We start from the raw sequence: 26,552 nt of genomic DNA on the forward strand, positions 1-26,552 counted from the left end.
GAGCCTCATCATCTACTCAGTAGGATTCCCTTGTTTGTCTTCTTCTTTTACTGTAGGTCTACCAGCGCCTTCATTGTCCATATTGCCAATAAATGCACTTGCATATGGCTTGATTTTATCTTGTAATTTAAGAGTCTCAAGTTCATAAATTGACTGTTGATAGTAATCCGTAAAATCTATTCCAGGAACACAATCAACAACTGCTTTCAGACTGAATCCTTCTTGAACATGAAGTTTCATTAAGATATCCACTTTTTCTTTTAAGGTAAGTGGCTGCTCTTTGTCGTACTCAAGAATATACTCATCCGAAATATCAGCAGGTAAAATCAAATCAAATAGTTTCCTGTAAACTTCGGTTTCTATATCTTCGAGGATTACGCCTATCCGCTTATAAAAGACTTCAAGATTTATTTTAGCTGAGGAATTATTGGCAGATGTGCCGTTAGTTAGAGCATTGCTTATGCCATAGGAAGAAGATATATCATGATTAATGGAGTCAAACTTCTTGGGTTCCAATGCATCAGACTTCATTTCAGGAAATTCAATCTTAGCAAAGTCAGGAATGCCTACTACGGTTACACCTTTTGACTGATTTTTTTCTAAAGCAGCCCTAACTCCAGCGTAGATGTTTTTCTTTAGTGCTGGATTGAGTTTAAGGTTAGATTGGCTTTCAATCTTATCATTACCAATTGTTAAAACTGCAATTGCAGAAATGATTTTGTTGGCAACGGCTTTTTCCAAATCTTTGAGTTTCTTTTTGTGTTGAATATCAAATAGACCAGTAGTTGACCAATTCACTCCGAAACGTTGATTTCTATTAAGAGTGTGAGTTCTCAAACAAACCGTTCTATCTTGAGGTAAATCAACATACTGGTTTTTTGATGTATCTTTCTTGTATTCATCGTATCTACTCTTTTTAAGATAGGGACTCAAATTTTTGAATAAAATGTCTCTTTCATTTTCATCAAGTTCATCGAGCCAACTTAGGTCAATTTGCACAACCCATTCACCATTTAAGCGATAAGCAGGGAATACTTTATCTGGTCTATCGAACAAGTAAAGGTATGGCTTCTTTTTTGTTCCCAGCCAAATACCCGTTAAAGTTCCTGCCGATATAAGTTGAGATATAATATCTCTGGTTAGTTGCTTATGTTTAATTTTATTTAACGCTTTATTACATACTCTTAGATTTTCCTCGTATCCATCTTCCTTGTTTAAGACTGTAATTTTGTGATTGAGAGTAGGAAGGATGCGAGTTAAATCAAACAACTGAAATACATCGCCTGTAGTTATGTAATAATAGTTCGCAAGTTTCTCAAGCTCTCTTACGTAATTATCTGGTTCAGACAAATATTTTAAGAGCGTCTCAGACGAAACTTCTGTTTGTATACCGTCTCCGAACATATTGCTTATAAATCCTTCGGCAAAGGTAGAAGCTATCTGATTTAAAGATATATCATACTCAGTTTCAGTCTCCATATCGGCTGTCTTACGAACAGGAGTCTTCCTCATTGGTTTTGTCACTCACTCACCCCCTTTAGAAATAAACTAATTCTTCGGATTCGTCATATTCGTGCTCACTGTCCTCTTTTTCTAGGAAGAGAGATATGTAATAGAGTAGATATGCTGTAGCTGAATATCTATCTTTGTCTATTCTCTTTACAACTTGCTCAACTGTAATGGCACTTTGTGTCTTTTTAAGTCTAAGGTTAGAAACTTCATCTATGAATAGTTGCGTATGTATACATGCTTGTTCAGTTTTGATTTCATCCGTGCCCTTTGGTAGATCCTCTTTGATGTCCTCGTACTGTTTCAATAGTTTAAGTTTGTTTGATTCCACATAATCCAAAAAGGTTCTGATGATTTCTCCATTAATACCTTGTGACTTCAGACAGTATACGATTGGAGGAGCATGATCGACTGCTGGCTTTTGGTCAGTATTTATAGTTGACCAACAACCTAATTCATCTCCAGTTTCATCATCTGTCACATCTTCAAGTAATCTGTCAACTAAGCCTTGTCCGATTGTGTTGGCATCAACTACGACAGCTTTCACTCTGGATTTATTCATGTCAAGATTGCCGCCATACTGATTGAATATTTTCTTAACAATAATGGATTGTTCTTTAAAATTTAATCCGTTCGGAGGACAGATGATATTGACTATGTGGACTTGACGAATATTTCCTTGAGCATTTCTTATGATTTTTGCAACCACTATAGCCGTTTTGTTGTTTGAGTCTGAAGCAGATCGAGCAACGTCTATGCCGAGAACATATTCATTTAACTCTAAATTACCTTTCTTATCTCTGGGGCATTCAAGTTCAGGTTTCAAAATGATCCGAGACTTAATAAGTTTACTTATATTGAGTAATGCCCCATCCGAAACGCCTATCCATGAACATAAATAGTTTTGTTTAAATCTAACAACATTGCCTCTACGAGCCTTATCAATTACTGATTTCTTCTGTCTTCCAAAATGAACTGGAATTCTCCAATCTGATCCAAAGACAAATACTCCTTTTAGCTCAGCCATGTCTTTAGTCATTTTAAGTATCTTTTCATATTCATCCGAATTTTTATAACCAGATGTAGAAAATCGATTAATTTGACCATTGAGTTCTGTTGGGTCTTGTTCTCCAGCCATAGTAACTCTCGCAACGTTAAAGATTGGCTCAATTGCGTCTTCATATAGATCTTTATCGATCAGTGCGCTTTCTTCTAGACTACCTCTGCGTCTACGAAGTCCCTTGCTTGATTGCGCATTAGCTAAATTGTCTACTATGCTACCACTTTGAAACTCAACACGACCCGTATCTTTTGAAAAGTTCGCGCTCTTAATCTCATCTGACATTGCTGGATAAAACCTAAGAATTTCATCGTGCTTCTCTTTCCATATCTTAACTGCCGACTCTTTAGTAGAAGCTGTGATAGCAATAGTTATACCTGGATAAGTAACAGCCGTATGATACACAGTCATGATTTGAGTTAGTGTTTTAGATCCACCACGAGGTATACAGAAATAATTTTCATGAAACCTACTCAAAACTCTCATCATAACCCGTTGATACAAATCAAGTTTAATGCCTCCAGAGGACGGAGCTATCATGTCATAGAAAATATCGGGATACCATCTAAGAAAAGCACAAAGTTCTGCCCACTTATGTAAGTTTCTCGCTATTACATTGGAATTGTCATTAGGTTGAATAGGGGAGGAGAACGCAGGTTCATTAATATCATGTCTATCTTTTGTATGTTTATTATTTTTACTCTCAAAATTTTTATAGCCAGCCATTGTTAATCACCGTCACTTTCATATAACGGTTCGATATAGACGTGTGCTAAGTCCCTAAAAACATTATTTCTCTTGGATTTATATTCTTTAATCTGTTCATCATCAAATCCTTTTTGTGCAAAATGTTCTTCTAGCATGGTATCGTAAAAATTCCATATATCGCGATATGAGACCTGGCTTTTATCTTCAAGAATTCTGTAATAATTTATGTTGGCCCATATAATCATATCTGCATCGTCATATGGTTGCTCCAACAATTTTGGCAGTAGTGGAATGACACTAGCTTCTGTTTCTGTAGCTTCAAATAGTTGACTTAGTACGTCAACGCCACCAGATATATCACTTTTTGATAATTGAGATACATTGATTTTGGCGTCTTGTGCGGCTTTAGAGGCAAGCGCAGCCCATTCTTTGGCATCCTTAGTTGAACCTTTAGCTGTTGCAATTTCTTCTTGAACTCTAAACCTTATATAGTTCAGCAAATTTTCAGTATGAAGTTCTGTTTTTTCTCCAAAACTTCGTATGAGTTTTATATATTTTTTCTCAAATAGTCTATACTGCTCTTCAGAATAACCTTCGCCCCACTTATCAATAATAGCGCTGGTCAATCTGAATTTATTCTTTGTAATGCTTATTGAAGAATTATTAATTGTATTATGTTCTGGTTCATCATTTGTCGTTATCTCTTCTTCAAAAATGCTGTCTTCCCAAGTCATACCTTTGTAATTATGAAGAGAGTTAATCTGCCTAAGATAATTCCCGAAGATCTTTCCTCCGCGAGTTTCACAGCCACTCCATACATCAATTAAGAATGGCAAATCCAAAGCTCTAAGTGCTGCATAAATAGTTTTAATATCTGAATAGTCAATCATATCGTTAATACATTTTTTACACATTGAAGACTTTCCATCAGACATAGGGTTATTATTGTTATAAAAGTTCAAGAGTGATAATTCTCGTTTACACTCACCAATACATTTTTTTGTTTCTTTATTAGTTGTTTTAGTATTGCTCCCAGATTTCATTAATTTCACCATCCTTGACTCCCAATATAAAAAAGCAAGAGGGTAGGAGGGAGTAGCCCGTTTAAGACATCTTGTGGCAGATATCCCCTCTCACTAAAAATAAACACAACAAAAAAGACGATATTCTGTATTATCGTCTAATAAATTCTGTGTATTTTATTCTTCTTCACCATCAATAAATTCTATCTCATAGCCATTCTGAAGCAACAGGTCATACTGCAAACCTTCAACTTCCATCTGCAGCCTATCTAATCTTTCAGATATTGCCCCATGTGAAGCAGCGTGATCCCATAATGCATACAGATAATGCTTAAGTTCATCTTTTGTTTTTGCTTTTGTAATTTGCTCAACATATGTATCCAAAGTTAGATCGAGATTAATCTTATAGTTAGGGATAATAACCACATTTGTATCTCCAGGCAAATCCTCATCAGACAGAAAAGAGGAGGGGAGATCGTTGTTTTCTTCTTGTGGCTCACTTTGCATGTACTCATCGTAATCCATATAAAAGCCTCCATGTGAAGGCAGCGGCATATATAATATGCATACCGATATGTATTATTTCAATCTAATATTATGCGTCACTGTGCGACCTAATCCTTCCTCAATCACCATGACCTTAGCTCCTGCAGTAGATGTTTTCTTTAATTTTAAGGAGTAGTGATCGATGCCAATAACGGATGGACATTGAATAAACTCAATATCTCTCGTAGAACCGTTCATTCCAATTGTTTTCTCATGAGAGTGATGCAAATGCCCGGTGAGCAACATATCAATTGGCTTGTTGTACGTTAGTGAATAATCTTTAATGCTATTCTCCAAGTTCTTCTCGTTCTCGCCATGTACACCTAAGACCTTAGTCCCAAGCACATCAATGTACATAAACTCGCTACAATTGGTAACAGTCACGTTCTTATTTCCACGTAGATTAGCATTAATTAGTGTAGTAATCCATTTCTGTGCATTTTCATGTGGAAACTCGTCACGCTTACCGGAAAGCATACGCATTTGATCATGATTACCGAAGATGGAATAGTAATCTACAACACAATACTTGGATAACTCGTTAAGCCACTGACTCATAAATTCAGCAAAATGAATCGCAGAATCCGTAACGCCAAGTTTAAGACTCATCAATTGACTCATACGAAGAATACCATCGACGCTGTCACCCAGGTTTGGCAGTGTAACGTGATTAATTTTGTACTGGTCATTGATTGTGATGAAATGTTCGAGAAGGTTCCACATACGCTTCTCCATAATTTCAGGAGAATAAGCGTTTAGAATCTCACCTTCCCAACCTTTAAGGGTGTATTCTACGCCATCGTGAATATCACAGATCGGCAGGATGAAGTCTTTTTTGCTGTGATTAGGTTTGATGTGAATATCGGGGATAGAAATAGTAGGGCGATTGTTTACAGACTCGATGATTTTTTCTTCGAGGAGTTCAGCTCTTGCCACTTCACGCAATGCTTTATTATATTCAATCTTCTCAGTTTGAAGTTTAATTCGCTCTTTACGCTGCTCAATGGTAGCATCTTTAATATCCTGGGCGAGATCGCTATCAATATTATTAATTATGTATTGTTTCCATTTGAGAAAAGCATTGTAGTCTTTTCTCCATTTAGCCTCTGTATACTCTTCCATAGACTCTTTATTGAGTAAATCAGCAGCAGTAGTCCATGTTAGATTGTATGTATCAAGGTTATTACCGAGGCGAATTAGGTAATCCTCAATAGATTCATCTTGCTTACGTTTCAGTTCAGGAGTCATTCAACCACTACTCCTTAGGTTGCACTGGATTTTCTTCCACCAGTTGAAAGGATAGATTTTTACCATCAAAACGCTTCAATGCTTCTTTAATGTCATAAACAAAGACACCTTCTTTGGTTTCTTCCACCAGTTCCATAGTTTCGTAATTGAATTCACCTTTATATGATTCCGTTGTTTTACTTTTTGCCACAACAATACACTCCCTATGTATATGTTTATTTTAAATTAACTCTGCTAATGATGCCGTTTTGCTTCTTTCTGTCTTATCTAAAGTGACTTGACCATACAATTCATTGCCAGCCAATTTCTTAATGGTTTCAATGCCACTGTTGTGTATAAAAATCTCTCGGTCTGTTTGGCGAATATCCCCATTCAGCCAAAGTTGTGAGTTTTCTCCAACACGACCCAATAGAAGTCTTGCGTGTTCAGAACTATTATTTTGAAATTCCGTGACATAGAGAATACTATTTTTGATGTCTCTTCCTCTGATACGTGAGAGATCCTGAAGTTCCACTTGTCCTTTTTCAACCATGTATCTGAGTATTTCAACTCCACCTACAGCATCAGCCAAAGGCATAGCAAACTCAATCATTTTGTCAAAGTTGTCGCCTTTACGAAAGCCGCTTTCCGGAGCATTTTGAAGAGGAATCTGATTACGACAGAAAACAATCTTATCAGTTAGACCATTCTCAAGCATACTGACTGCGTGAGTAATCATGCAGTAATCTTTACCACTACCAAACCTACCAAAACATGCTTTAACAGTAATATTCTTATCTTGTAGCAAGTCAAATAGCAACTCTTGTCGCTTGTTTCTGGCTTTTACATCTCCAAAGAATCTTGTGCTAACCTTTTTCCATTTCACCGGAACCAGTTGTTCGCCATTCCACTTGAATTTGTCTACGTATTCACCGATTCTGTTCTTGATGAGAAGGTATTCATTTTTCTTGAGATCATATAAATTCAATTGAGGCTGCTCGTATATGACTGACATTTGTTCATCGTTAAATGTTAATTCACGTACACCAGTGTAAGTTTCTTTGTTTTCTGCTTCATTTGCTTCAACAAGTTCAATACCGTACATTCTAGCTTTTTGCTTAAGAAGTAAGTCGTGTGTACAAAGCGAGTAACCATTGTCTAGACATGCCTGAATAATTTTATTATCTGTGTAATTATTATCGAAACTATTATCAAAAGTAACGTTATAGTCTTTAATATCAAACTCAAAGTTGTCGATGTTATTTTCTATAAATCTAACTGCGTTCCTAGATTTGTATTTGAGTTCTCCGTCACCATGAACCTTATGCTTATCCAGTTCACGATTTACATGTGAAAGTACAACATATTTATATCCACTGTTAATTTTAAATCCATCCAATAGGATGTTAGTATCAACAAGAACTCTCTTCATAATATTTACCTCACAATGGGGTAGGATGGGGGATAAAGAAAAAAGGTCTTAAAAATCAGACCTTTTTTGACTTTATGGTGAAGATTGAAGTTTCTCTGCGACTTGACAGAAGATGTATATTGCTTGATGTTTTTGGCGACTAAAAGCTCTGATCCGCGTCTTATTTAATGTCCACCACGGAGTGGAACCGGGGGTCGCCTTCCCCAGTTAAATCTAAAGTATATGGAACCATATATTAAGAAGTAGGGGTGTTTCCTGGCCCACAAGGGCAATGTTTATGTATATGAAATGATACTTTTATCTCAAACAAATAGCGTTTCTTGATGAGTCAATCCATAATATTTGAGTTCTTTGATGAACTTTTCAGTAAGATTGATGTAAGTTACAATATCTACATTTTCGACATTGCTTTTTTCGAAAACAATAAGGTCAAATGCAGCGCCTTTTGTATTCTTAATTCTTCCTGCGCCTTCTTCTAGAGATACAATAACTACATCATCTTGCTTGTTGGTTACTTGAAAATGAAGAGAGTCTTTATATGTATTGAACACATATAATTGGTTCATTAGAGCGATCTCCTTGGAACATTATCATGAAGCTTGCGAGATGCATGCAGTACTTTGTCCAATGCAATAACCATATCTCTATATTCTCTTGCATCAGTTTTTGCAATGTTAGTCGACATATAGTCCGACAGCAGATCTGCTTCTTCTTGGAAGCTTTTAGACACTATTTTAATATACTCCAGCATATTATCGTCATACTCTTGCTCTTTATTACGATATGCTTGGTTGATTATATCCATTAACCGCAAAATAGTATCAGACATTGTTTTATAACTACTAAAATTATTAGATTTTCGATATTGCTTTAGTTCCGTGGTCGCTTTTGCTAAATCTAATTTGATTTTTTCAATTACTTTATTCATTATATAAATCTCCTTTGATGATAGGTCATCACCCGATATTTGATGCAATATATTAGCTCAATTTCTTAATATATTTAATGTCGCTGAATCTTACACTCAAGTCATCTGTACAGAAAAATTTGATTGTATTGTTTTCTGATTGAATAAGCTTCAATGAGACATCGGTAAATTTTTCTTTTGCAACAGTCGTTTTAAGTACAGTTCCATCATAGAGAACAATTTTAATTTTCATGCTATTATTCTCCTTGACCGTTTACAGCGTCTTTAGTTGCTTTAGCAAATTTGAAGGCAGGGGCTTTCTTAGCTGGAACATCAACAGGCTCACCAGAATGCGGATTTCTTGCAGTACGTGCAGCTTTCTCTTTGACTGTATATTTGCCGAACCCTGGAATGTTAACTTCATCACCATTAACCAAAGCGCTAGTGATTTGACCAAATACAGCATCAACTACTGCCTCAACATCCTTTTTATTAAAATCAGTTTGTGCCGCCACAGCAACAATAAGTTCTTTTTTATTCATCTTTATAATCTCCCTTAGATTTTATTTGTTTGGGTGAGCCATACCATAGATGCCTCTTCACTTTGTATATTAGGTTAAGATATGCTCTCCCTTAAAGACCATTACGTTTTTATGTATTTTTACTTAATAAGTTTAGAAAACGTTATTTTATATAGTTTTTTGTAATATTGATTTTTTAATCTTTAAGTCTGAATGAAGACTATATGTCTAAAAACCCTTATAAAATATAGGAAAAATGAAGAAAATCAAAATCATGTGAAACTTTTGAGTTTTTCTTTTTTCTTTTCGTAGTGCCTTTTGCATCTTTGCTTGTTTAATATAGAGTCGCGTATCTTCCAACAACTTTTACACATTTGTTGGTTGCTTCCATTTAAAAGAATTCGTTTTCCGCATTCTGAACATTGCATGAAACCACTATCTAACCCCATATCAACATTCTTCTTTAAGTTTGCTACGAGAACATCACCAAAACTCGACCATAGCGTTGTCTTATAATTACTGTTATTGGTTATATAAAGATGAGCGACCAGCATATCAACCACTTGATTAATCGAGTATTCCTTGTTCAGGAGTGAGTTTCTAATATGCTTATAAATTATAATATCATCTGATGTGTCACTGTCTTCAAGAGTTCCCTTCATCATAAAATGTTTCTTTTGATCTAACTCTATATATGTATTAATTAAATCTTCATCTAAGACAACTTCAGCATCTTTATCACTCAACAATACTTTGTAATCAAAGGTTCCGATGTTCGCTGCTTTGAAGTTAAGTCTAGGATTATTAATCATCTTTGCCAATCTGTTCATTGTACTGTTATTTGCATCAGATACATTTTTAACTTCTTTGTCCTTTGCTTGTATAAAGAAATGAGGAACTTTGGCTTTCGTGTATCCAGTGATCATTTTCTTTTTATTTTGCGGGCGAACAGGCTTATACAGTGTCTTAGCATAGTCAATGACAAAGTTATTCTCCATGCAAAGCATTTTAATAACATCTAAATTCACGTTATCACTATTCCAAATTTTTGTGATATCGTTACTAATCATGCCAATGTTGCCCCCGGTGTACGCTGCGATTAGTCCATTATAAACACTGTCACTACTTATCTTTTCAGCATCAGCTTTAGCCATCTTATAATACAAAGGATAGATTCCCTTCATATTCCGTTCAGCAACTTCTACTAATGTCTTATCATTGCAGACTAATGCCTTGTCTCCATCATTATCAAACATTAACACCTTGCTAATAGGGTCATGGCAGCTTGTATAGAGAGCAGGGGTAATAAACCATCTTTTCGTTTCAGCATCTAAAACGTTTCTTCTTAAAGCATGTTCTCTGTACAAGTGAGGGCTTCTCAGACAATCAAGTTTTTCTCCGTCTCTGTAAAGAGAACAATACACGTCACCATTAGAAAGAAGACCTTTTGGGCTTTGATTGCCCATAAACAAGTATTCACAGAACGCATATAAATCAGGACTGATAAATGTATATTTTCCACTTACATCAATCTTGCCAGCCTTGGCATTCTTTACCATACTCTTCTTTACTGTTTTTAACATCTCTTTGGAATATGTATCGTTCAATAGCTCAGGATATATCTCAAGCGCTTTTTGAAGATAGTTCTTGTTAGCATTGCTATCTGTAACTCCCAAAATTCTTAGCATTGTCTTACGGTCAGATCCCACATTAGCAATCTTATATCTTGTTTGTTCACTCAGTTTCGCCAACTCTTTGTCTGTCATATCAGTCAACGTTTGTAGCATTTGATAGTTAAGTTTTGCATTACTGATATCATCTTCTTCTTCATTACATTTCCCGGCCTGACATGAATACTTTTCAAACAATTCTTGGTACTGTTCCCACGAAGAATAATACTTCCACATCTTAAACTGACTTTTTGTGAAAATGACCTCAATGCGTTCCTTTAGAATATCATGCTCAACGCCATAAATATCCTTGATAACGCCGTATTTGCTATGTCCTACTTTTCTATTTTCTTCACGAATAAACTTATCAAAAGGAAAGGGGACTAACAAACCTTTAATCCACGGCAACCGAACCATCATATTCTTTTTACTTTTTCTGGGCAGAATCATTCCACAACCATCAGTATGCTCAATGGCAATGTCCATATCTTGTCTAGTTATTTCATACGTTTTATCATCAATAAAGTCTACAGTGCTATGTACTAATGTTTCCATGTCATCTACGACTATAGCTTTACTAATATCAAAATCTTCCCATTGTTCTGTTGCACTATTACAGAGAGCGAGATACGCCAAATACTTATTGATGTTAACGCCGCCAAGTTCATTAATCTTTTCTAAGCTGAGACCACACATCAGCGACAGATAGTGCTGTTTGAACACTTTTTCTTTTATAAATACAGTCTTTTTGGTTCTGATTTGTCCTGCACTTGCCGTGAAGCATATGTATTTTTCGTTTTGATAGATAAATCCATCTTTAATTAAATTCTCAAGGATATCAAAGAAGTATGTCTGGACAATGATGATGTCTTCTGATAGTTCATCTTGTTTGATTCCCAATGTTCTTGTTAGGGTGGACTCAAAAACAGATATTTGAGTCTTCAAGCGAAACGCTTCTGGTCTAAGCTGTCTAATTCCTTCGAATTCATTGAAAAGTGTATATAGTCGGTCTTTGATTTTGCTCACACGCTGACTAGCATACTTCTTGTATAGTTCTAATTTTTCAATAGGATAGCGAGTCTTCTTTTTAGTCAATGCCTTAAGTTTTGATCTGTATCTATAGTTCTTATTCAGCCTTTGATGTAATTCCATTTCTCGCTCATTATAAAAAGCGCTAGTATCAACTGAATATATTCTTACTTGTTTATTAAGATTTATCTTGCTTACCTCCCCATAATTTATTTATTAATATGTTTACTTAATTAAACTTCCGCAACTTGTTTTGGCTTGTATGGTTTCCGGTAATATTTCTTCTGAGCTTCATTCTTGTACCATAAATGATCATAATCACATTCTTCTTCTATGTATTTAGTACAGTCCCTTGTTCCTCGCTTCATCTCTAATGAAACATCTCTTTCATCATAGTAATCATAATCTCCGTCATAATATTTCTCCTGTAAATTAATCTCCTGATTATACTGCTTCTTCATTAAACATCTTTGCATCCTTCCTAAAATTTAGTGTATTCAAGCTGCATCAACAACTTGTAATCTAAATATAGCAGACTTAAAAAATAATGTCAACAGTTTAATTATGTTTGTTTTATTGACTTGCTGTTTATTCTTATTATATAATGTTCACAACCAAATGAAATGAAGGAGGAGTTTTAATGGAGCAGCATAAATTTAATGTAGTCGGATTACATAGTGGTTCTGTATATGAAGACATCAGAACTTTCATTGATAAATTTCACAGCATGAACACTAGAAGCAACTATGAACGACATATCCGAAACTTCTTTGTGTGGTTTCGCGGCAAGCAACTTGAACAACTGCAGCAAGAGGATATGCCCATTAGAAATGCAGATGTTATTAAGTTTCAATTGTTTCTACGGAATCACGAGGCAGACTATTCCAATAGTACGATTAATGTGATCATGGCAGCCGTTCAAAGTCTGTATGAGTTTCTTGAAATCAATGAATACAATGTGAATTCTAAATTTGCTAAGGTAGATGTCTTGCCAGATGACTCTGAAAGTGCTGGAGCTCTTTATTATCATGAGGCAGAGGCAATGGCAAATACAGTGATGACACACCGTAAGGGGCATGAAAAATCCGCATTTCTGAGAATGGCCTACACAACTAGTTTGCGGAAGAGCACTCTGCTGAACATCAAATGGTCGGATATCAATAAGAATCCTAATGAAAATCATTATTTAGTGAGTGTCATTGGAAAAGGGGGAAAGAAGCATATTGTACCCATACCCGACCAACTATATAATGAATTGCTATTAATTAAAGAGCAAGAGTATTATCAACAATATAAAGATAATAAAGTATTCCATCTTAGTAAGACAACAATACAAAACATGATGGATACACTCAAAGAACAGCTTGGACTGTCGGCAGAGCGCAACATTACTTTTCATAGTTTCAGGAACGTGGCTGCAAGTTATGGCTCATTGGAAGAAGTACAGGATCACCTGAATCACAGTAATATCAATACAACGAACAAATATTACAGACATAAAACGAAAGACTACAGTCAAAGCCTTAGTTTGCGCATGGGGAAAGAAATTGACAATTCTATATTTAACGAATTAAGTAAAGAAGAATTGATTTCTCTAATAATGAACCAAGGTGCAGGCGCAATTTTGAACATGCAAAAAGAAGCACAAGAAATTATGAATATCAAAGGAGTTGTATAATTGAGCATTATTAATTTAAAACTAACCCCCGTCAAAATGCTTTACCCGAAGAAAGAAGCGGACAATACAAATGACTTTAGAATTTACTCATGCACCACAAGTAGCGAAGAAGTAATGCTAAACACTTATAAAAGTATCTCAATTAAAGGAGTCATGCAGCGACTAGAACTTGGTACAGAATATACTGCTGAAATTGTGCTGGATAAGGTTGATCCTAAGTTTGGTGCCAGTTACAACGTCATTACGCCCCCGTATCAAGAGATGCCTGAAACAATTGAAGGACAACGCGATTTTCTTTCAACAATGATGACGGACAACCAATTGGCCGAGCTGTTTAAGGCTTATGCCGATGAAGACATTATCAAGCTAATCCTGGAAGACAAGTTAGACCACAAGAAAATTAAAAATTTTGGTGAGAAAACAGTCCAACGAATCAAGGCGAGAATCGAGCAGAACATTGAATTCAAAGACATGCTTAGTAAGTATGCTAAGTTTGGTATCAACTATGAGACACTTGTTAAGCTTAAAAATGTTTTCGGTTCAATGCAATTAGCGAGTCAGAAGTTAGATGAATGTCCATATGTGTTAACACAGGTAAGCGGATTTGGCTTCAAGAAGGCAGATAAGATTGCTAGAGCAATGGGAGTTAAAATGGATGATCCAGAGAGAATTAAGTACGGCATTCGGTACACTATTGAAGAGAATGAGCAACAGGGACACACATTCATTGAAAGGGATATGCTTATTGAAACGTCTATTGCCAACCTAGAGATTGACCTGGCGTTAATTGAAGATGCTGTAAATGACACAGAAGGATTAGTATTTGTCGATAATAAGATATCACTGCAGAAAACATATAATGCTGAAAGATACATTGCAAGCACACTAGTTAAAATGCACTTGGAGAGTCCTAATGAGACATTGAAGTTCAATCCAGAAGAGTTTATTAGCGATATTGAAAGTAAACATAAAGAAATAATCAGGAATGGATTGACTCATCAACAAAAGGATTTCTTCAGAATGATACAGAAGCATAAAGTTGGATTGCTTATTGGGAATGCAGGATCAGGAAAAAGTCAAATGCAAAAGTTTCTTATTGAACTACTGGACAAATTAAAATTGTCCTATGCGCTATTGTCTCCTTCAGCACAAGCTGCTAAAGTAACAAAGAAGTATACAGGATTTGATGCAGTAACCATACATAGAAAAATTGGATTCGGTGCTCCTAGAGAGATGCAAGAAGAATTTGTTATTACTGAAGATTTTGTTATTATTGATGAATCAGGTATGGCAGATGTATTTATTCTTTCAACATTACTATCTAAGATTAAAAACCCGAAGACAAGAGTACTGTTTGTGGGCGATGACTTCCAATTTTTGTCAATTCAGAGCGGGAACTTCCTTCATGATTCAATTATTAGTGGTGTACTGCCTATGACGAAACTTGATATTGTATTTAGACAAGAGGACGGTGGCTTGCTTGACATAGCCACTAAAATCAGAATGGGAGAGCATTTTCTACCTGATGATTTTCAAGGTAAGAAGTTGTTTGGTAAGGATCTAGTTATTCATTGTGTTCAACAAGCAGATATGGAGAGAGGATATAAACACTACTACAATTATCTACTTGGTGAATTCTCACCACAAGAAATTATGGTTCTGTCTCCAACCAAAAAGAATAAACTTGGAACTGTAGAAATAAATAAATATATACAAAGTATTGTTAATGAAGAGATGGAAGGTAAGTTAGAATACGCCTATAGTAAAGATAAGGAAAACATTTTGCGTGTAGGAGACTTTATACTAAATACACTCAACATGTATAGAAAACTGAACATCAACAACAAAGAAGTAGATATTGTTAATGGGGATTCCGGTACAGTAATTGACATTAAATTTGAAAATGATAAACGGAATGACGATGAGGATCTACTGGAATCTGAAATGAAGGGAATTATTGTGGAGTTTGACTCTGGCCCATTTAGATTTGATTTTGGTCAGGTACATCAACTATTAGCTGCTTGGTGTAGAACTGGACATAAAGCACAGGGGGATAGCGCTCCTGCAGTATTGAGCATTGTAGATAAGTCTCACAAGTTCCAAGTATCTGCCAATATGCTCTATACCATGCTAACCAGAAGCAAAAAGAAAGCAGTGTTACTTACTCAAGCAGAGACCATCAATTATGCAATCCGTAAAGTTGAAAGTAAGAGACGTAATACACATCTGTGCGATATGTTAAAAATGGGTGTGATTATAGATGAGTAATGTATCTTACATCCAGATCCCCAACAGCATTGTAAGAGACAGTAAGATAAATAGTTTAGAGTTCTGCATATTGCTATACATAAAATACGCTCTATTTACATCTGGAGGTAAAGGAGAAATCAACTTAGATGCTTTACATATCCGTAACGTGTTAAACATAGCCGATAATAGGACACTTAGAAAAGCCCTGCTCAAACTAGTAGAGCATGGTTACATATTGAGTGAATTGGATTCAAAGAAATGGAGTAAGGGCAAGATCACTGTAAACTCAAAGAAACTTGAACTCAATAACAAATTCACACAATTACCATCATCACTGATTAAGCACATACATACAATTGGTTGTCCGGGAGTTAGACTGATGTACTATTACGAAAGTCTCATCAACAGGAAGAAAACACTGCAGATATGCTATCCATCACAAGAAGCAATCAAACGAGACACTGGACTATCCATAAGAACCATCATTGAATATAATAAAATACTTGTTAAAACAAAGTTATTGAAGATAACACAACATGATCCACGCATTGAATACACAATAGAAGGGATTGCGAATGTAGAGCGATATAATAATCATTATGAGGTGAGACTAGAGAATCTTCTTTAGTCTCTTTTTTCATGTCTCAGAACCCTTGATTTTAAGCCAAAAAAGACTAAGTGCAAAAATTCCCACTTCGGATGCAGAAATTACCACTTCTAAGTGCAGAAATTACCACTTTCAAGTGCAAAAAATGCTGCAAATTTTGCACCTATATAAAGAGTATTATATAAAGTATAAAATTATAGTAAATAACCAGTATTTAATAGGGGGCAGAAAAACGTTTGCCCCCTGATTTGCCGATGACCTTTTTGGGGAAGTTTTGAGATTGGGAAATTGAAGATTGTTAATTTGAAATTGGAGTTGAAGTAGGAGTGGAAAATGTGAATATCAAAGTTGGTCTGATTTACTGTAAATAAACAATGAATTTGACACCTCCAAATTGTTGGTAAGGTGTTTATACCTTCGAAGAGAGTTATGTGTCTGAACTATTGTTTATTTACATGAATCTGAGCTTAGAATTGATGTTGAGTTGTAGGATGTAGGTATACAATTTGAGATGATGGAAGTTTGGCTGCTTGATGATTGGATGTGTGATGGGATTTGTGATGAATTGGAATGAATATGAGTAGATCCGGTGACAATGTTAAAGTTAGTCTGAAATCATTGTTTATTTATTATAAATGAGATGAGACATGTTAAGGTAAGGTGTTTGGTCATCCTGGAATAGATAGGTGCTTGAGATAAATAGTTAACAAGGGAATTGGAGTTTAGAATTGATGCTGGTGTTAAGGATGGGTTTAGATAATGTAGATTGTGGAGACAATAAGAGAAATCTGAGTCATTCTACTGTGACCAGGTAAAGTGAGCAATGTCTATTTGAGTTGAGTTTGAAGATGAATGAGATGAGTGTTCGGACAAAACCGGATGCTCATTTTTTATGAGTAGATGATCCGATACGACTCGATGACGATTGTGTACGAGTGAAGTAAAATTCGTTACGATAGCACATGCAATCGTAAATTGTAGATAATATAAGGGAAAATCGTCATTTTAGGGTTCAAAAAGAGGTCAAATTTGATAGATCGCACACTTGTTATCGTAAAAAGCTATATAAAATAAGGGGAAAGTGACTGTTTTAGAGGTTAAAATAGGAAAAAATGAGCGATGACGTAAAAAAGTGTAGAGTAAAAAGCGTTGATACATATGAGAAAAATGATGACGATACGATTGCATTTACGATAGCGAGTAGAGTGAAAAAGGGGAAAATGTGACGTAAATAAGATATGAGATGAGGGGAGTAGGAGATGAGTAAAAAGGTGAGAGAGTGAACATTTAAGTTGAGTGTGGAGATGGAAGTGCTGCGGCAAATTTTACCAATTTTGACCCCGGTTTGACTTTAAAATACCCCCCCCTAGATGGTATATAAGATATATTATGTGCCATTTAGCCATAGACGGTCATCCTTCCAAGCTGATTGAATATGGTATCAGATGGAAAATTTAAAATTGAGTAAAATTGTAGGTTTGAAAGTTGAAATAGGATTGTTCTGTGAGTGGGACGGATTCAGTCCCAAATATTCGTATAATAACAGGTCGCTTATTTTCCAAGACTTCTACTCTTATAACTATATGTTATATATAATTTTAATTTTTATAGGTTTTAGTTATAAGTATAAATGTACGTATCCTATAGGTTTTAACTATAAATATTATTCATCTTATAGTTTGAACTTCTATAGTGTACTAGTTAAGTAATACACTTGTTAACCTACTCTATTGTAAATGTCACTTTGATAGTATCAATATGATTATTATAAATGTATCAAAATAGTATCCCATGACTTACAGACTTACACACTCAATAATCGAATCTTATCACTTTCACTATTACCATATAAAACTCTAATCAAATTACATACTCAATCACACAAATAAACATATTAAAAGGTTGTGTTACGTACGTAAATTTGGTATACTTATCTTAACAAATAAAACGTATGGGAGATGTTAATCATGATGATGACACAAGTTGATAAGAAGGACTTTCTTGACAAGGTTGTTTATGGTACTATTCTAAGGAGATGTTAAAAATGAAAACATTGTATATCAATCAACTTCCACAAAGCAAGCAAGAGGAAATTAAAGCACAACTAGAAGCATTCGGGCTTACACCTGATGAGGTACAAGATGCAATGGATAGTAAAGTTTGTGACATTGAAGAGATTGTAAAAGTAAATTGTTAAGCATATAGGCAATATTTAAAGCCCATTATTCGGGCTTTTTGCTTTATCATCTATGTTAATCTCATAAGGTCTAAATAGGCTTATTTGTGTTGTATTCATTGTGTCTATCCACCATCTTTATGTATGTGAGAGGTGTCTCTATTTAATTTGTCATGTCTCTTTGACCTCTATTTCATTATATCCTTTTCTATGTACAAACGTATTAATGACACACGTAAAGCTTTACAATGAACTTCATACCTTAACTGTACATCTATACAGTACCTCTATTTAAGCATATACAGATGTCCTTCCTTTATTGCTTACTGTCTCTTTGTGTCATTCCATCCATCTATGTGTCTCTGTCTGTCTCTGTTCGCCTTTCTGTCTCTATTTGTTTTTAATTTTTCGAAGTTCGGTTAACTACATGATACTTATTCCGACTCAAATTCAAACGCTATTCACTTTTTTTAAAACGAAAATTTCATATAACAGCCAAGGTTGCAGCGATCCAGGATGTTTTAACTGGTCACACTGAATTTGCAAAATTTCATATAACAGCCGAACTTCTGGTGATCTGGGCTTTTTGAATCCAGTAAACTAAATTTGTTTTATAGCTTCACATCTCACCGCACTATTCCATCACCTAAATCACTCACTTTACCTGGATCACAAAGAACAATAAAAAAACATATTAAAACTATTGCAATACATATTCACCTTTGATACAATGGGTTTAACAAATAAAACGGATCAATAAAGGAGCGAATACATATGAGATATTTCACAGTTTCATCCAGAGGGCGCAAAGGTAGTACAACGTTTAAGGCTTTAGGTTATGAATATGAGGTTATGATGGATTTCAATGGTTCTCTGGTTGATTTTCTCATCTATGCTGATAACCGTAAATCAGCTATTGAAAAGTGTAAAGTTATTGCAATGTCTGACAACTATAAGAAAGAGATTCAATATCAAAACGCGTTGCAACAAATCAACGTTGCTTATAAGTTGCTGGAAGCAGGTGAGCATACAGCAGATCAAATTAATGATTATGTTAAACGTATTAAAAATCAATATAATATCATTGATGATACGAATGAATCAAAAGTTGTTGAATCCATTGTAACTACAAACGAGACTAGTATTAATACTAATGCTGAAGAGTCTCAATCAATCCAATCAGAAACAACTTATACGGCTTATAATCGCACTTTTAGCACCTATGAAGAAGCCGTTAACTATTGCAACGAATCAGACTTCGATCCATCTCATATAGAGACTGTGGGTACTGCAGTCTCTGACACTGAACTATTCCACCTCTATAATCAAACATTTAGCTCATACTGGGATGCTTACAACTATGCTATAACTAATCGCTCAGACGTTAGTATGATACTGTCTAGCCGTGCTAATATATCTAATCAGCGCTTAAGGGATCTCAGAACGATGTACGCAACAGCCAAGTACACAATGTCCTATGAAGATGCTAAAGAGTACTACAACCATCTTACAACGATTCCTAGCACATCTAATTCAGAGGATATTATACACGGTTTAAAACACGTTATAGAGCGTCATGAATCCAGGATGAATGCAGAGTCACAAAGACAGGCGAACATGCTACAACTCATAAATCAGCAACAGGATCTATTAAATAAAATGTACTCATTGGGTATGACTAAAAAAGAATCTGGTTCAATGGTTAAATACTATTATAATGACGAATGCATATATACATGGTTCAGCGGTACTAGTGTAGAAAAGATATATAATGATCTATTCCAAGTGTATCAACAAAAATTTAAACAAGTTGGTTAAAAAAATAAAATAAACATATACAAACAATTAATATCTGTGCTATAATTAGTGTAACGAATTAAACAAAGGGAGGCCATTGATATGATCAATCTTAATCAGTGCTTATGTCCAGAATGCAATAATGGAGATGTGTGGAACGCCGTGGAAAGTATGGAAAGTTTTGCGGCTGCAGCCTGAATTGTTTGAATTCTTGACGGCAAAGTCACAGGTTCAAGTATAAAACAAGGGAGGTATTATTCTCCCTTTTTATTTTTGATTTTCTTTTAGATAACTATATTAATGGAGGTATAAATTATGAATATGTTGAGCGGTAATACAATTAGACGAATCAGCAAACAGGGAGGAATAGTTGCTGGAGACAAAAAATATTATGAGTTGTTTCTGTATGGCAGCACTCTCACTATTAAGCAAGAAGAAGAGGTAAAAGCAATTGACAAAGCAATTAGGGAAGCTAAATCGAACGATTATAATGTGATTGAATATGTACAATATATGATAGAGCATGAAGATATTTGAAATACAAGTCGCATTAATGTATGGGACGATGTTATATAAATAAACATAAAAAAATAAATATGGAGGTATAATAATATGGATATCATCGGCAAAAAGGTTTTCGTTAAGGAATTGAAAGAAATCGGAGTAATTGTAAGTACTAAGGTTAACATTATCGGCAAGATGGTATACAGGGTTAAAACAGATAATTTTGATGGGTGGGCATGTTATACCCATGAAATGAAGTTCATCTAATCACTCACATATCTAATCACTCAACGATATGCACAACTATAATATTAGGAGGAATCATCATCATTCAATCAATCCAGGGAACACAACTAATCAAGAAAGCATATGCAAGTAACTCGACTTTATCTTTTACAGTGTATCAACCTGAACAAGGCTTTATTGTTACCGAAGCAAATGATCTGACTGCTACAATTGAGATTTCACATGAAGCCGTAAAACATATTCATAATCAACTAAACAAACTATAAAGGAGAGGAATTGGCATAGATATTTCAAATGTAAGAATAGGCCTGACATTTAAAAATTACATAGTTGCTTGTAAATTTCTAAGCGAACAATAATAAAACACTTTACTAAACAATATTATCCATGCTATAATTTTATTAACAAGTTAAGCAGCACACCAAACCAAAGGAGATGAATACATATGAAAAATACATATCATCGTTTTACTAACTCTGATACACCTATGAGTGACTGGGGCCATGCAATGTTTGCCGCCAATCGGTTAAAAGTTGAGAATTACGGTCAAAACGAGTATACACTTGATTATGACAAGGCAGTCAATATTTACGATCTCGAAGAACTTATTAAGTCAACATGGGAATCTTGCCAAGAAGAACAAAATTTTGGTCAACTTGACGATACTGATTTTTGGATGGAATATAGCGCCGATGCTGTTTTCAACTCTTTTTGTCCTTCCGATATTGTAGACAGTGCAGACGGATATGATCATGAGCTCGTTACATGGCTGTGGGATTTTGTACTTGAGCCTAATAATATTATGGCTGTAAGTACACCGGATGGCGCTGTATGCTTTGATCAATCATTGATTAAACAAATTTAAACAATTAAAGGGGATGAATACATATGAAACAAGCAATCATGAAAACGAATCTTAAAGGGTATCAGCTCGCTATTGACGGTAAAGTTAAAACTAAAAAAGGTGGAATCATGAAACAGATGGCTGAGATCCTTGAGTTATCGGCTGCTGGTTATCGAGTGTTTGACGAAAACGGTAAAGAGTTGACGATGTGCTAGGGGAAACCTTAGCACATAAAATAAAAATAAATAAAACTTAAAGGAGATGTTACATATGAACATTGTCGAATTTACCATTAACCAAACTAAAGCATATATCCAAAACTTGAATCAAAATTATATCTTTGTCCAGGATATCGCAGATTTAATCGACTCAGCTATTCAAAATTATCAACTTAAATTCAACGTGAACTACATTCCAACTTTAGATTTAATCCGCAAACTTGAATTAGCCATTGAGGATCAATTTGTAGCAGCTTCAATTTCAATCAAATATTAATCAATCGGAGGTAATACATATGAAAAATACAACGAACATGAAGATTCCTGCAAAGTATCAGCCTATGCTAGATGAGGTTACACGCGATTCAGACGGTTATTGGGCTTACAGCAACAAAGGCTATATGTTTGATGAGATGGGCTGTCATACAGCCAGTGAGGACACACAGGCAGCTCTTATGGCTGTGATCAGATCCTTGGTTCCATGTGATTGTAAAGAGTGTGTGACTAGCTAAATTATAAAACAATCGAATTATCGAGTTAGCCCAATCTGCTTATGCTTAGGCTTTTTTCTTTGCTTATGAACACTTATAAACAAATTAAAAAAGGACTACCGTTTAAGGCAATCCTTTTTATAATGGGCTGTATTTAGGCTGCCGTTAAATGTCTGAATTTCTTGTATAACTCAACAACCGCTTGTTACACGAACCCTACATGAACCGAAGAGCATTCATCAAAGACTCTTTAGGATTATTCTTCTTGTAATCATACAGGCGCTTGAAGTGATCTGCGAACGTCTCTCCTTCCTTTACAGCATGTTCATATACTAGGCTTACCCTATATGGGCTGACTGGTTCCACAAACAATGCTTCCAGCGCTTCCTTCTCACTCATGCTGATTAAGACTGAAAAGTCGATTTCTTTATCATAGTGATAAGCTCCGATTTCCTCCGCAAGCGCACATTTTGAAATTACTCCATATTTAGGTAAACACATCTCACGATAGATGTATTCATTTATATAGTTTATACGGTCATCATTTGTTTTAAGGAAGAATTTCAGATCCTCAATTACCATCACTGCCTTATTGTTAATTTCGAGAATTTCCATCACGTCTTGAATTGTTACCTCTTCAACCTCTTTACCGTTCAACAATACCGTTGTCATATGTATCATTCTCCTTTGTTTAGGTTATTTTATTCTCAGATATGGTACTCGCCGTAACGACCTATGCAGTTTGGCATTCCTTATGCTTAACTCCATTGCATACTGGTGTGACAACCTGATGGAACATTTTCTCAAAAATCATTTCCCTTGCTTCTTTGTATTCCCTCATTCCGTATGAAACTACTTTCCCTTTGTTTGTGAATAGTTCAAGTTTTTTGTATCCTCTTTCTTCACAGATCCGATGAATCTTACTTTTCATTTCCTCTGATTCCGCTGACTCACAGTAAGTTGCGTATCCTACATTCTCACCAGTGTTATTGAGATAAGTTTCAACTTCGTTCACTCTCTCACTTGGAACGTCATAAACTTTAATTTCAATGGATTGTTCGCCTGCTTCATTGCTCCATATTCCTGTAAACTTGATGTTCGGGAATGTGGTCTTTGCTTCGCTTAGCTTAACCTCTACTGCTTTTCTCAGTGTTATCTTCATATGTATCGCCTCCTTTTTCGTCTTATCGAAATTTTGTTTCGACTTCTTGATACATATAATACAGGAGGTAATATTCATTGTCAACACTTTATCGAAAGTTTTTTTCGACTTATCGAAAGTTATTTCTGTATTCTCTTTTTTACTATATAATGAGATACAAAGGAGTGTGTTCATTTGATAAGTTTTAAACCTTTAAAAAAGACCTTGGTTGAACTAGAGATTAATAAGATGGAATTTGTTAAAATGATTGGGATCTCATCTTCTACCGCTGCTAAGATGTGGCGCAATGAATATGTGGCCATGAGCGTCATTGATGATATATGCAATAAGCTAAATTGCTCACTCTCAGAAGTCATAGAGCATATTCCAGACACTGTTAAGTTCGATTTCGATTGATCACCTCTTTATATAAATTATACCCAAGGAGTAAACTAATGTTCACAAAAAGAATATACACCTAAATTATTCCTATTGTTTACATACATTGTCTATTTAAAAAAGTAGGGAAGTTAATTCTATTGACTAAAAAATAATTATATGTTTAGAACACATGTTCCGTTGTTTTTTAGTATCTTTGGTTTATACTTATATCAAATGGGTAAACATATAAATAACCAGGTTCATGAAGAACGTGTAGCACAGGTAAATAGTATTAGTCTGAGGTAATACTCAGATTATGAAATATCATCAACCAATCATAATAAAACTATTGTTTTATACGTTGATATAGATTATAATGGAGTTACAAAGTTAAGCAATAAACAATACATATTAGAGGAGTGTTGACAATGTACTACGGTGATAAAAGAGAAGCGAAGGTTAGAATCATGGGTAAACTGGTTGAAACTGGCTGGAAGGTTTACGGCTATACTCCTGATCAATCCGATGCTATGACAGATTACTATTCTCCTGCTCACTGGTCAGGCATTGCAACAAAGAACGGTTTTGTATTGCTTGTTGATGTATACGGCACATCTGATTCAGGCCGTGAGATCCGTAAATATGATTACAGTAAGAAAGTATCAACAAGCTCGCGTATTGAAAAGTTGACAGCTATGATGAATGATGCTGCTTCCACTGAAAATGAAAAAGCATCCTGTGCAGTCTTGATTGAAAAGGAAATGGAGAAAGCTAACGTAAAACCTTCTTACACTGTTGTGGAAGTTTATCCAACTTATGCACATGCTAACCCTAAAGGATCAACTTGGCACATCGAGAAAGATGGTCAAATCATTGCTAAAGGTAAAGGTGTATTCTCTACTAATACATATGACTGGGAGAACACTGAGAAGAGTTCTAGTCAGCAAAAAGAAGAAAAGGTTAATAAATTCGTTAATCGCGTTGAAAAAGTATTGCAAAAATCTGATGCACTGCAAGCGGTAGTAATCAAAGTACCAGTGAAAGTAACTAAAATTGTTGAAAAAGATGTTACCAATGTTGATCCTTCTGATATGAAAGAAGGATTCACATTTATTATGAAAGTTGGTTATACTCACGGTAAAAACAAAGGCAACAAATATACGTATGTAAGAGATGGTTTGTTCTCTAAATTAGGTAAGAATAATAAACCATCAAAAAGTTATGATAAAATGTGGTCTTTGCCCGTAGAAAGAATGAATCAATTACTGGCAAAAGGACATATCGCAGTTATCGAATTTGTAGAGGTGACAGAATACCAGGAGAAAACAGTATTCAAGAAAACAGCACGAAAACAAACCGTTTCAGATTCTCCACAGATCGAGACAACAGAAGAAGTAATCGTCAATAAATCAGAGCAGCCAGAACAACCGGATCAAGTAAACGAATCTAATGTTACTGTTAAACTTAATGAAGAACTCAACGGCATTGAACTGTACTTTGCCGATATCCCATCTGTTGGTATCCGCGAACAACTCAAGGCTAACGGGTTCAGATGGAGTCGCAAAGGGTTCTGGTATGCAAAGCAATCAGAAGATACTATTACACTAGCCAACAGTTTAAGAGGCTCTGAGAAGCCATTAGAAGCCACTGAGCAACAAACTGAGCCGCAAACAGCAGAACAAGAGAGTGAGACAGAGCATAGTAATGTAATATATCAAGATTTCAAAAATGAAAATAATAAACAGGAGGAAGAAACATTGAATAACAATTCATTTGATGATATGTTTTCTAAGTTTGATAATATTGACATGTCAGCCGAACAAAAAACGAATACGGAAGATGCGACATACTGCAAAGCACAAGAAGAAATATATAAGAAACTATTAAACATTCATAATAGCTTAATCACTCAGTTACAAGATGTGCAAAGCTTAGTTATTGATCAAAAATTCGATGCATATTCAACAGCTTATTGTTACAGTTTGCAACCTAGAGATATTAAGCAAACAATTAAAAAGATGAAAGATAAGTTTATATCTGCTATCTGTTATTACTTTATGAATAAATATAATGTAACAATTGATTATGATAAAATTCAGAAAAAATATGATATAGATGTAACACATGAAAATATCATCGATGAAATCAAAGATCAGTTAGGCGGCTACAATTTCCAAGAGAAAGCAGAACAAGAGATTAAGGAAAAATTACGTGATGCTTTTTCTTGGAAGAAACCAGAAAGCAAAGGTAAAAAAATTGTACTTGATGGGTTCCTGTATATTGATTCATCATGGAAAAAATGGGGAGAAGAAAGAATCCATTACAACAGTACAGATAAACTTAATCAATTGTTTAAAGCTATTCAACATTTTGAAGATGGATCAACTACTTTGAATAATTCTCTGCAGAATCTATATACTCAAATCGCACATGAGAAGAATGAGAAAGTTTTCGGTAATCATGAATTGACTTTCACAAAAGTTAAATCAATCAAGGTGTTCAAAAACGGGAAAGTTGAAATTGAGTTTACTTCTAACCAATACGCCGAGAAATTTAATAAAGTTTACTGTTTGTCTAATGCAGCGTAA

General features: G+C 35.0%; 28 protein-coding genes. 13 read left to right on the plus strand and 15 right to left on the minus strand.

Going from position 1 to position 26,552, the window contains the following annotated elements; translation table 11 throughout:
- Window positions 1-12 precede the first annotated feature (12 nt).
- The 13 genes from ACH6EH_RS06705 to ACH6EH_RS06765 form a co-directional block, all read right to left on the minus strand.
- Window positions 13-1,524, minus strand: coding sequence for a hypothetical protein (locus ACH6EH_RS06705; RefSeq protein ID WP_397331655.1), 1,512 nt, complete (start codon window positions 1,522-1,524; stop codon window positions 13-15).
- Between the two features lie 13 nt (window positions 1,525-1,537).
- Window positions 1,538-3,295 carry a hypothetical protein gene (locus tag ACH6EH_RS06710; RefSeq protein WP_397331656.1) on the minus strand — a complete coding sequence of 586 codons (1,758 nt, stop codon included), beginning with the start codon at window positions 3,293-3,295 and terminating at the stop codon, window positions 1,538-1,540.
- 2 nt (window positions 3,296-3,297) lie between these two features.
- Window positions 3,298-4,332: a hypothetical protein gene (locus ACH6EH_RS06715; RefSeq protein WP_397331657.1), complete on the minus strand. Its 1,035-nt coding sequence runs from the start codon at window positions 4,330-4,332 to the stop codon at window positions 3,298-3,300.
- A gap of 144 nt (window positions 4,333-4,476) precedes the next feature.
- On the minus strand, window positions 4,477-4,824 hold the full coding sequence (locus ACH6EH_RS06720; protein WP_397331658.1) for a hypothetical protein: 348 nt from the start codon (window positions 4,822-4,824) through the stop codon (window positions 4,477-4,479).
- A gap of 54 nt (window positions 4,825-4,878) precedes the next feature.
- Entirely contained in the window at window positions 4,879-6,093 is a 1,215-nt protein-coding gene (locus tag ACH6EH_RS06725) for a hypothetical protein (RefSeq protein ID WP_397331659.1), read from the minus strand.
- Window positions 6,094-6,100: 7 nt separating this feature from the next.
- On the minus strand, window positions 6,101-6,283 hold the full coding sequence (locus ACH6EH_RS06730) for a YonK family protein (RefSeq protein WP_397331660.1): 183 nt from the start codon (window positions 6,281-6,283) through the stop codon (window positions 6,101-6,103).
- Window positions 6,284-6,313: 30 nt separating this feature from the next.
- A complete protein-coding gene (locus tag ACH6EH_RS06735; protein WP_397331661.1) occupies window positions 6,314-7,504 on the minus strand; it encodes a PhoH family protein in 1,191 nt (396 codons plus the stop codon).
- 302 nt (window positions 7,505-7,806) lie between these two features.
- Complete coding sequence (locus ACH6EH_RS06740) at window positions 7,807-8,070, minus strand: hypothetical protein (RefSeq protein ID WP_397331662.1); 264 nt, start codon at window positions 8,068-8,070, stop codon at window positions 7,807-7,809.
- On the minus strand, window positions 8,070-8,432 hold the full coding sequence (locus tag ACH6EH_RS06745; protein WP_397331663.1) for a hypothetical protein: 363 nt from the start codon (window positions 8,430-8,432) through the stop codon (window positions 8,070-8,072). Before ACH6EH_RS06745 ends, ACH6EH_RS06740 begins: the two co-directional genes overlap by 1 nt.
- Before the next feature lie 52 nt (window positions 8,433-8,484).
- Window positions 8,485-8,664, minus strand: a complete 180-nt coding sequence (locus ACH6EH_RS06750; RefSeq protein WP_397331664.1) for a hypothetical protein — start codon at window positions 8,662-8,664, stop codon at window positions 8,485-8,487.
- Window positions 8,665-8,668: 4 nt separating this feature from the next.
- The gene (locus ACH6EH_RS06755; protein WP_397331665.1) at window positions 8,669-8,953 is read right to left on the minus strand and encodes an HU family DNA-binding protein; all 285 of its coding nucleotides are present in this window, start codon (window positions 8,951-8,953) and stop codon (window positions 8,669-8,671) included.
- A 251-nt stretch (window positions 8,954-9,204) separates the two neighbouring features.
- The gene (locus ACH6EH_RS06760) at window positions 9,205-11,754 is read right to left on the minus strand and encodes an RNA dependent RNA polymerase (RefSeq protein WP_397331666.1); all 2,550 of its coding nucleotides are present in this window, start codon (window positions 11,752-11,754) and stop codon (window positions 9,205-9,207) included.
- Between the two features lie 110 nt (window positions 11,755-11,864).
- Window positions 11,865-12,092 (minus strand): hypothetical protein, encoded by a 228-nt coding sequence (locus ACH6EH_RS06765; protein WP_397331667.1) that lies wholly within the window; start codon window positions 12,090-12,092, stop codon window positions 11,865-11,867.
- 179 nt (window positions 12,093-12,271) lie between these two features.
- Between ACH6EH_RS06765 and ACH6EH_RS06770 the strand changes: the two genes are divergently transcribed.
- From ACH6EH_RS06770 to ACH6EH_RS06820, 11 genes are all read left to right on the plus strand, one after another.
- Window positions 12,272-13,309 carry a tyrosine-type recombinase/integrase gene (locus ACH6EH_RS06770; RefSeq protein WP_397331668.1) on the plus strand — a complete coding sequence of 346 codons (1,038 nt, stop codon included), beginning with the start codon at window positions 12,272-12,274 and terminating at the stop codon, window positions 13,307-13,309.
- Window positions 13,310-15,577: an AAA family ATPase gene (locus tag ACH6EH_RS06775; protein WP_397331669.1), complete on the plus strand. Its 2,268-nt coding sequence runs from the start codon at window positions 13,310-13,312 to the stop codon at window positions 15,575-15,577.
- A complete protein-coding gene (locus tag ACH6EH_RS06780) occupies window positions 15,570-16,187 on the plus strand; it encodes a helix-turn-helix domain-containing protein (protein WP_397331670.1) in 618 nt (205 codons plus the stop codon). The genes ACH6EH_RS06775 and ACH6EH_RS06780 overlap by 8 nt, the downstream gene beginning before the upstream one ends.
- A 2,023-nt stretch (window positions 16,188-18,210) precedes the next feature.
- The gene (locus ACH6EH_RS06785) at window positions 18,211-18,363 is read left to right on the plus strand and encodes a hypothetical protein (RefSeq protein ID WP_397331671.1); all 153 of its coding nucleotides are present in this window, start codon (window positions 18,211-18,213) and stop codon (window positions 18,361-18,363) included.
- A gap of 753 nt (window positions 18,364-19,116) precedes the next feature.
- A complete protein-coding gene (locus ACH6EH_RS06790) occupies window positions 19,117-20,160 on the plus strand; it encodes a hypothetical protein (RefSeq protein ID WP_397331672.1) in 1,044 nt (347 codons plus the stop codon).
- A 294-nt stretch (window positions 20,161-20,454) separates the two neighbouring features.
- Window positions 20,455-20,676, plus strand: a complete 222-nt coding sequence (locus tag ACH6EH_RS06795; protein WP_397331673.1) for a hypothetical protein — start codon at window positions 20,455-20,457, stop codon at window positions 20,674-20,676.
- A 75-nt stretch (window positions 20,677-20,751) separates the two neighbouring features.
- Window positions 20,752-20,910: a hypothetical protein gene (locus tag ACH6EH_RS06800; protein WP_397331674.1), complete on the plus strand. Its 159-nt coding sequence runs from the start codon at window positions 20,752-20,754 to the stop codon at window positions 20,908-20,910.
- A 424-nt stretch (window positions 20,911-21,334) separates the two neighbouring features.
- Window positions 21,335-21,754 (plus strand): hypothetical protein, encoded by a 420-nt coding sequence (locus ACH6EH_RS06805; protein WP_397331675.1) that lies wholly within the window; start codon window positions 21,335-21,337, stop codon window positions 21,752-21,754.
- A gap of 23 nt (window positions 21,755-21,777) precedes the next feature.
- A complete protein-coding gene (locus ACH6EH_RS06810; protein WP_397331676.1) occupies window positions 21,778-21,948 on the plus strand; it encodes a hypothetical protein in 171 nt (56 codons plus the stop codon).
- Between the two features lie 55 nt (window positions 21,949-22,003).
- A complete protein-coding gene (locus ACH6EH_RS06815; RefSeq protein ID WP_397331677.1) occupies window positions 22,004-22,228 on the plus strand; it encodes a hypothetical protein in 225 nt (74 codons plus the stop codon).
- A 19-nt stretch (window positions 22,229-22,247) separates the two neighbouring features.
- Entirely contained in the window at window positions 22,248-22,463 is a 216-nt protein-coding gene (locus ACH6EH_RS06820; RefSeq protein ID WP_397331679.1) for a hypothetical protein, read from the plus strand.
- A 195-nt stretch (window positions 22,464-22,658) separates the two neighbouring features.
- On the opposite strand, the gene ACH6EH_RS06825 is transcribed toward ACH6EH_RS06820, so the two are convergent.
- Together ACH6EH_RS06825 and ACH6EH_RS06830 are read right to left on the minus strand one after the other, a co-directional pair.
- Entirely contained in the window at window positions 22,659-23,114 is a 456-nt protein-coding gene (locus tag ACH6EH_RS06825; protein ID WP_397331680.1) for a hypothetical protein, read from the minus strand.
- Between the two features lie 61 nt (window positions 23,115-23,175).
- A complete protein-coding gene (locus ACH6EH_RS06830; RefSeq protein WP_397331682.1) occupies window positions 23,176-23,604 on the minus strand; it encodes a hypothetical protein in 429 nt (142 codons plus the stop codon).
- Between the two features lie 174 nt (window positions 23,605-23,778).
- Between ACH6EH_RS06830 and ACH6EH_RS06835 the strand changes: the two genes are divergently transcribed.
- Both ACH6EH_RS06835 and ACH6EH_RS06840 read left to right on the plus strand, forming a co-directional pair.
- Window positions 23,779-24,000 carry a helix-turn-helix domain-containing protein gene (locus ACH6EH_RS06835; RefSeq protein ID WP_397331683.1) on the plus strand — a complete coding sequence of 74 codons (222 nt, stop codon included), beginning with the start codon at window positions 23,779-23,781 and terminating at the stop codon, window positions 23,998-24,000.
- Window positions 24,001-24,392: 392 nt separating this feature from the next.
- Window positions 24,393-26,552, plus strand: a complete 2,160-nt coding sequence (locus ACH6EH_RS06840; RefSeq protein WP_397331684.1) for a DUF4942 domain-containing protein — start codon at window positions 24,393-24,395, stop codon at window positions 26,550-26,552.

This window comes from Paenibacillus sp. JSM ZJ436 (genome assembly GCF_044383795.1).
GTDB lineage: Bacteria > Bacillota > Bacilli > Paenibacillales > Paenibacillaceae > Paenibacillus_AQ > Paenibacillus_AQ algicola.

Coding starts and splice junctions, on each gene's coding strand:
- ACH6EH_RS06710 (WP_397331656.1), bottom strand. CDS start 3,295: ATGGCTGGCTATAAAAATTTTGAGAGTAAAAATAATAAACATACAAAA.
- ACH6EH_RS06715 (WP_397331657.1), bottom strand. CDS start 4,332: ATGGTGAAATTAATGAAATCTGGGAGCAATACTAAAACAACTAATAAA.
- ACH6EH_RS06720 (WP_397331658.1), bottom strand. CDS start 4,824: ATGGATTACGATGAGTACATGCAAAGTGAGCCACAAGAAGAAAACAAC.
- ACH6EH_RS06725 (WP_397331659.1), bottom strand. CDS start 6,093: ATGACTCCTGAACTGAAACGTAAGCAAGATGAATCTATTGAGGATTAC.
- ACH6EH_RS06735 (WP_397331661.1), bottom strand. CDS start 7,504: ATGAAGAGAGTTCTTGTTGATACTAACATCCTATTGGATGGATTTAAA.
- ACH6EH_RS06740 (WP_397331662.1), bottom strand. CDS start 8,070: ATGAACCAATTATATGTGTTCAATACATATAAAGACTCTCTTCATTTT.
- ACH6EH_RS06745 (WP_397331663.1), bottom strand. CDS start 8,432: ATGAATAAAGTAATTGAAAAAATCAAATTAGATTTAGCAAAAGCGACC.
- ACH6EH_RS06750 (WP_397331664.1), bottom strand. CDS start 8,664: ATGAAAATTAAAATTGTTCTCTATGATGGAACTGTACTTAAAACGACT.
- ACH6EH_RS06755 (WP_397331665.1), bottom strand. CDS start 8,953: ATGAATAAAAAAGAACTTATTGTTGCTGTGGCGGCACAAACTGATTTT.
- ACH6EH_RS06760 (WP_397331666.1), bottom strand. CDS start 11,754: ATGGAATTACATCAAAGGCTGAATAAGAACTATAGATACAGATCAAAA.
- ACH6EH_RS06765 (WP_397331667.1), bottom strand. CDS start 12,092: ATGAAGAAGCAGTATAATCAGGAGATTAATTTACAGGAGAAATATTAT.
- ACH6EH_RS06770 (WP_397331668.1), top strand. CDS start 12,272: ATGGAGCAGCATAAATTTAATGTAGTCGGATTACATAGTGGTTCTGTA.
- ACH6EH_RS06780 (WP_397331670.1), top strand. CDS start 15,570: ATGAGTAATGTATCTTACATCCAGATCCCCAACAGCATTGTAAGAGAC.
- ACH6EH_RS06785 (WP_397331671.1), top strand. CDS start 18,211: ATGAAAACATTGTATATCAATCAACTTCCACAAAGCAAGCAAGAGGAA.
- ACH6EH_RS06790 (WP_397331672.1), top strand. CDS start 19,117: ATGAGATATTTCACAGTTTCATCCAGAGGGCGCAAAGGTAGTACAACG.
- ACH6EH_RS06795 (WP_397331673.1), top strand. CDS start 20,455: ATGAATATGTTGAGCGGTAATACAATTAGACGAATCAGCAAACAGGGA.
- ACH6EH_RS06800 (WP_397331674.1), top strand. CDS start 20,752: ATGGATATCATCGGCAAAAAGGTTTTCGTTAAGGAATTGAAAGAAATC.
- ACH6EH_RS06805 (WP_397331675.1), top strand. CDS start 21,335: ATGAAAAATACATATCATCGTTTTACTAACTCTGATACACCTATGAGT.
- ACH6EH_RS06810 (WP_397331676.1), top strand. CDS start 21,778: ATGAAACAAGCAATCATGAAAACGAATCTTAAAGGGTATCAGCTCGCT.
- ACH6EH_RS06815 (WP_397331677.1), top strand. CDS start 22,004: ATGAACATTGTCGAATTTACCATTAACCAAACTAAAGCATATATCCAA.
- ACH6EH_RS06820 (WP_397331679.1), top strand. CDS start 22,248: ATGAAAAATACAACGAACATGAAGATTCCTGCAAAGTATCAGCCTATG.
- ACH6EH_RS06825 (WP_397331680.1), bottom strand. CDS start 23,114: ATGACAACGGTATTGTTGAACGGTAAAGAGGTTGAAGAGGTAACAATT.
- ACH6EH_RS06830 (WP_397331682.1), bottom strand. CDS start 23,604: ATGAAGATAACACTGAGAAAAGCAGTAGAGGTTAAGCTAAGCGAAGCA.
- ACH6EH_RS06840 (WP_397331684.1), top strand. CDS start 24,393: ATGTACTACGGTGATAAAAGAGAAGCGAAGGTTAGAATCATGGGTAAA.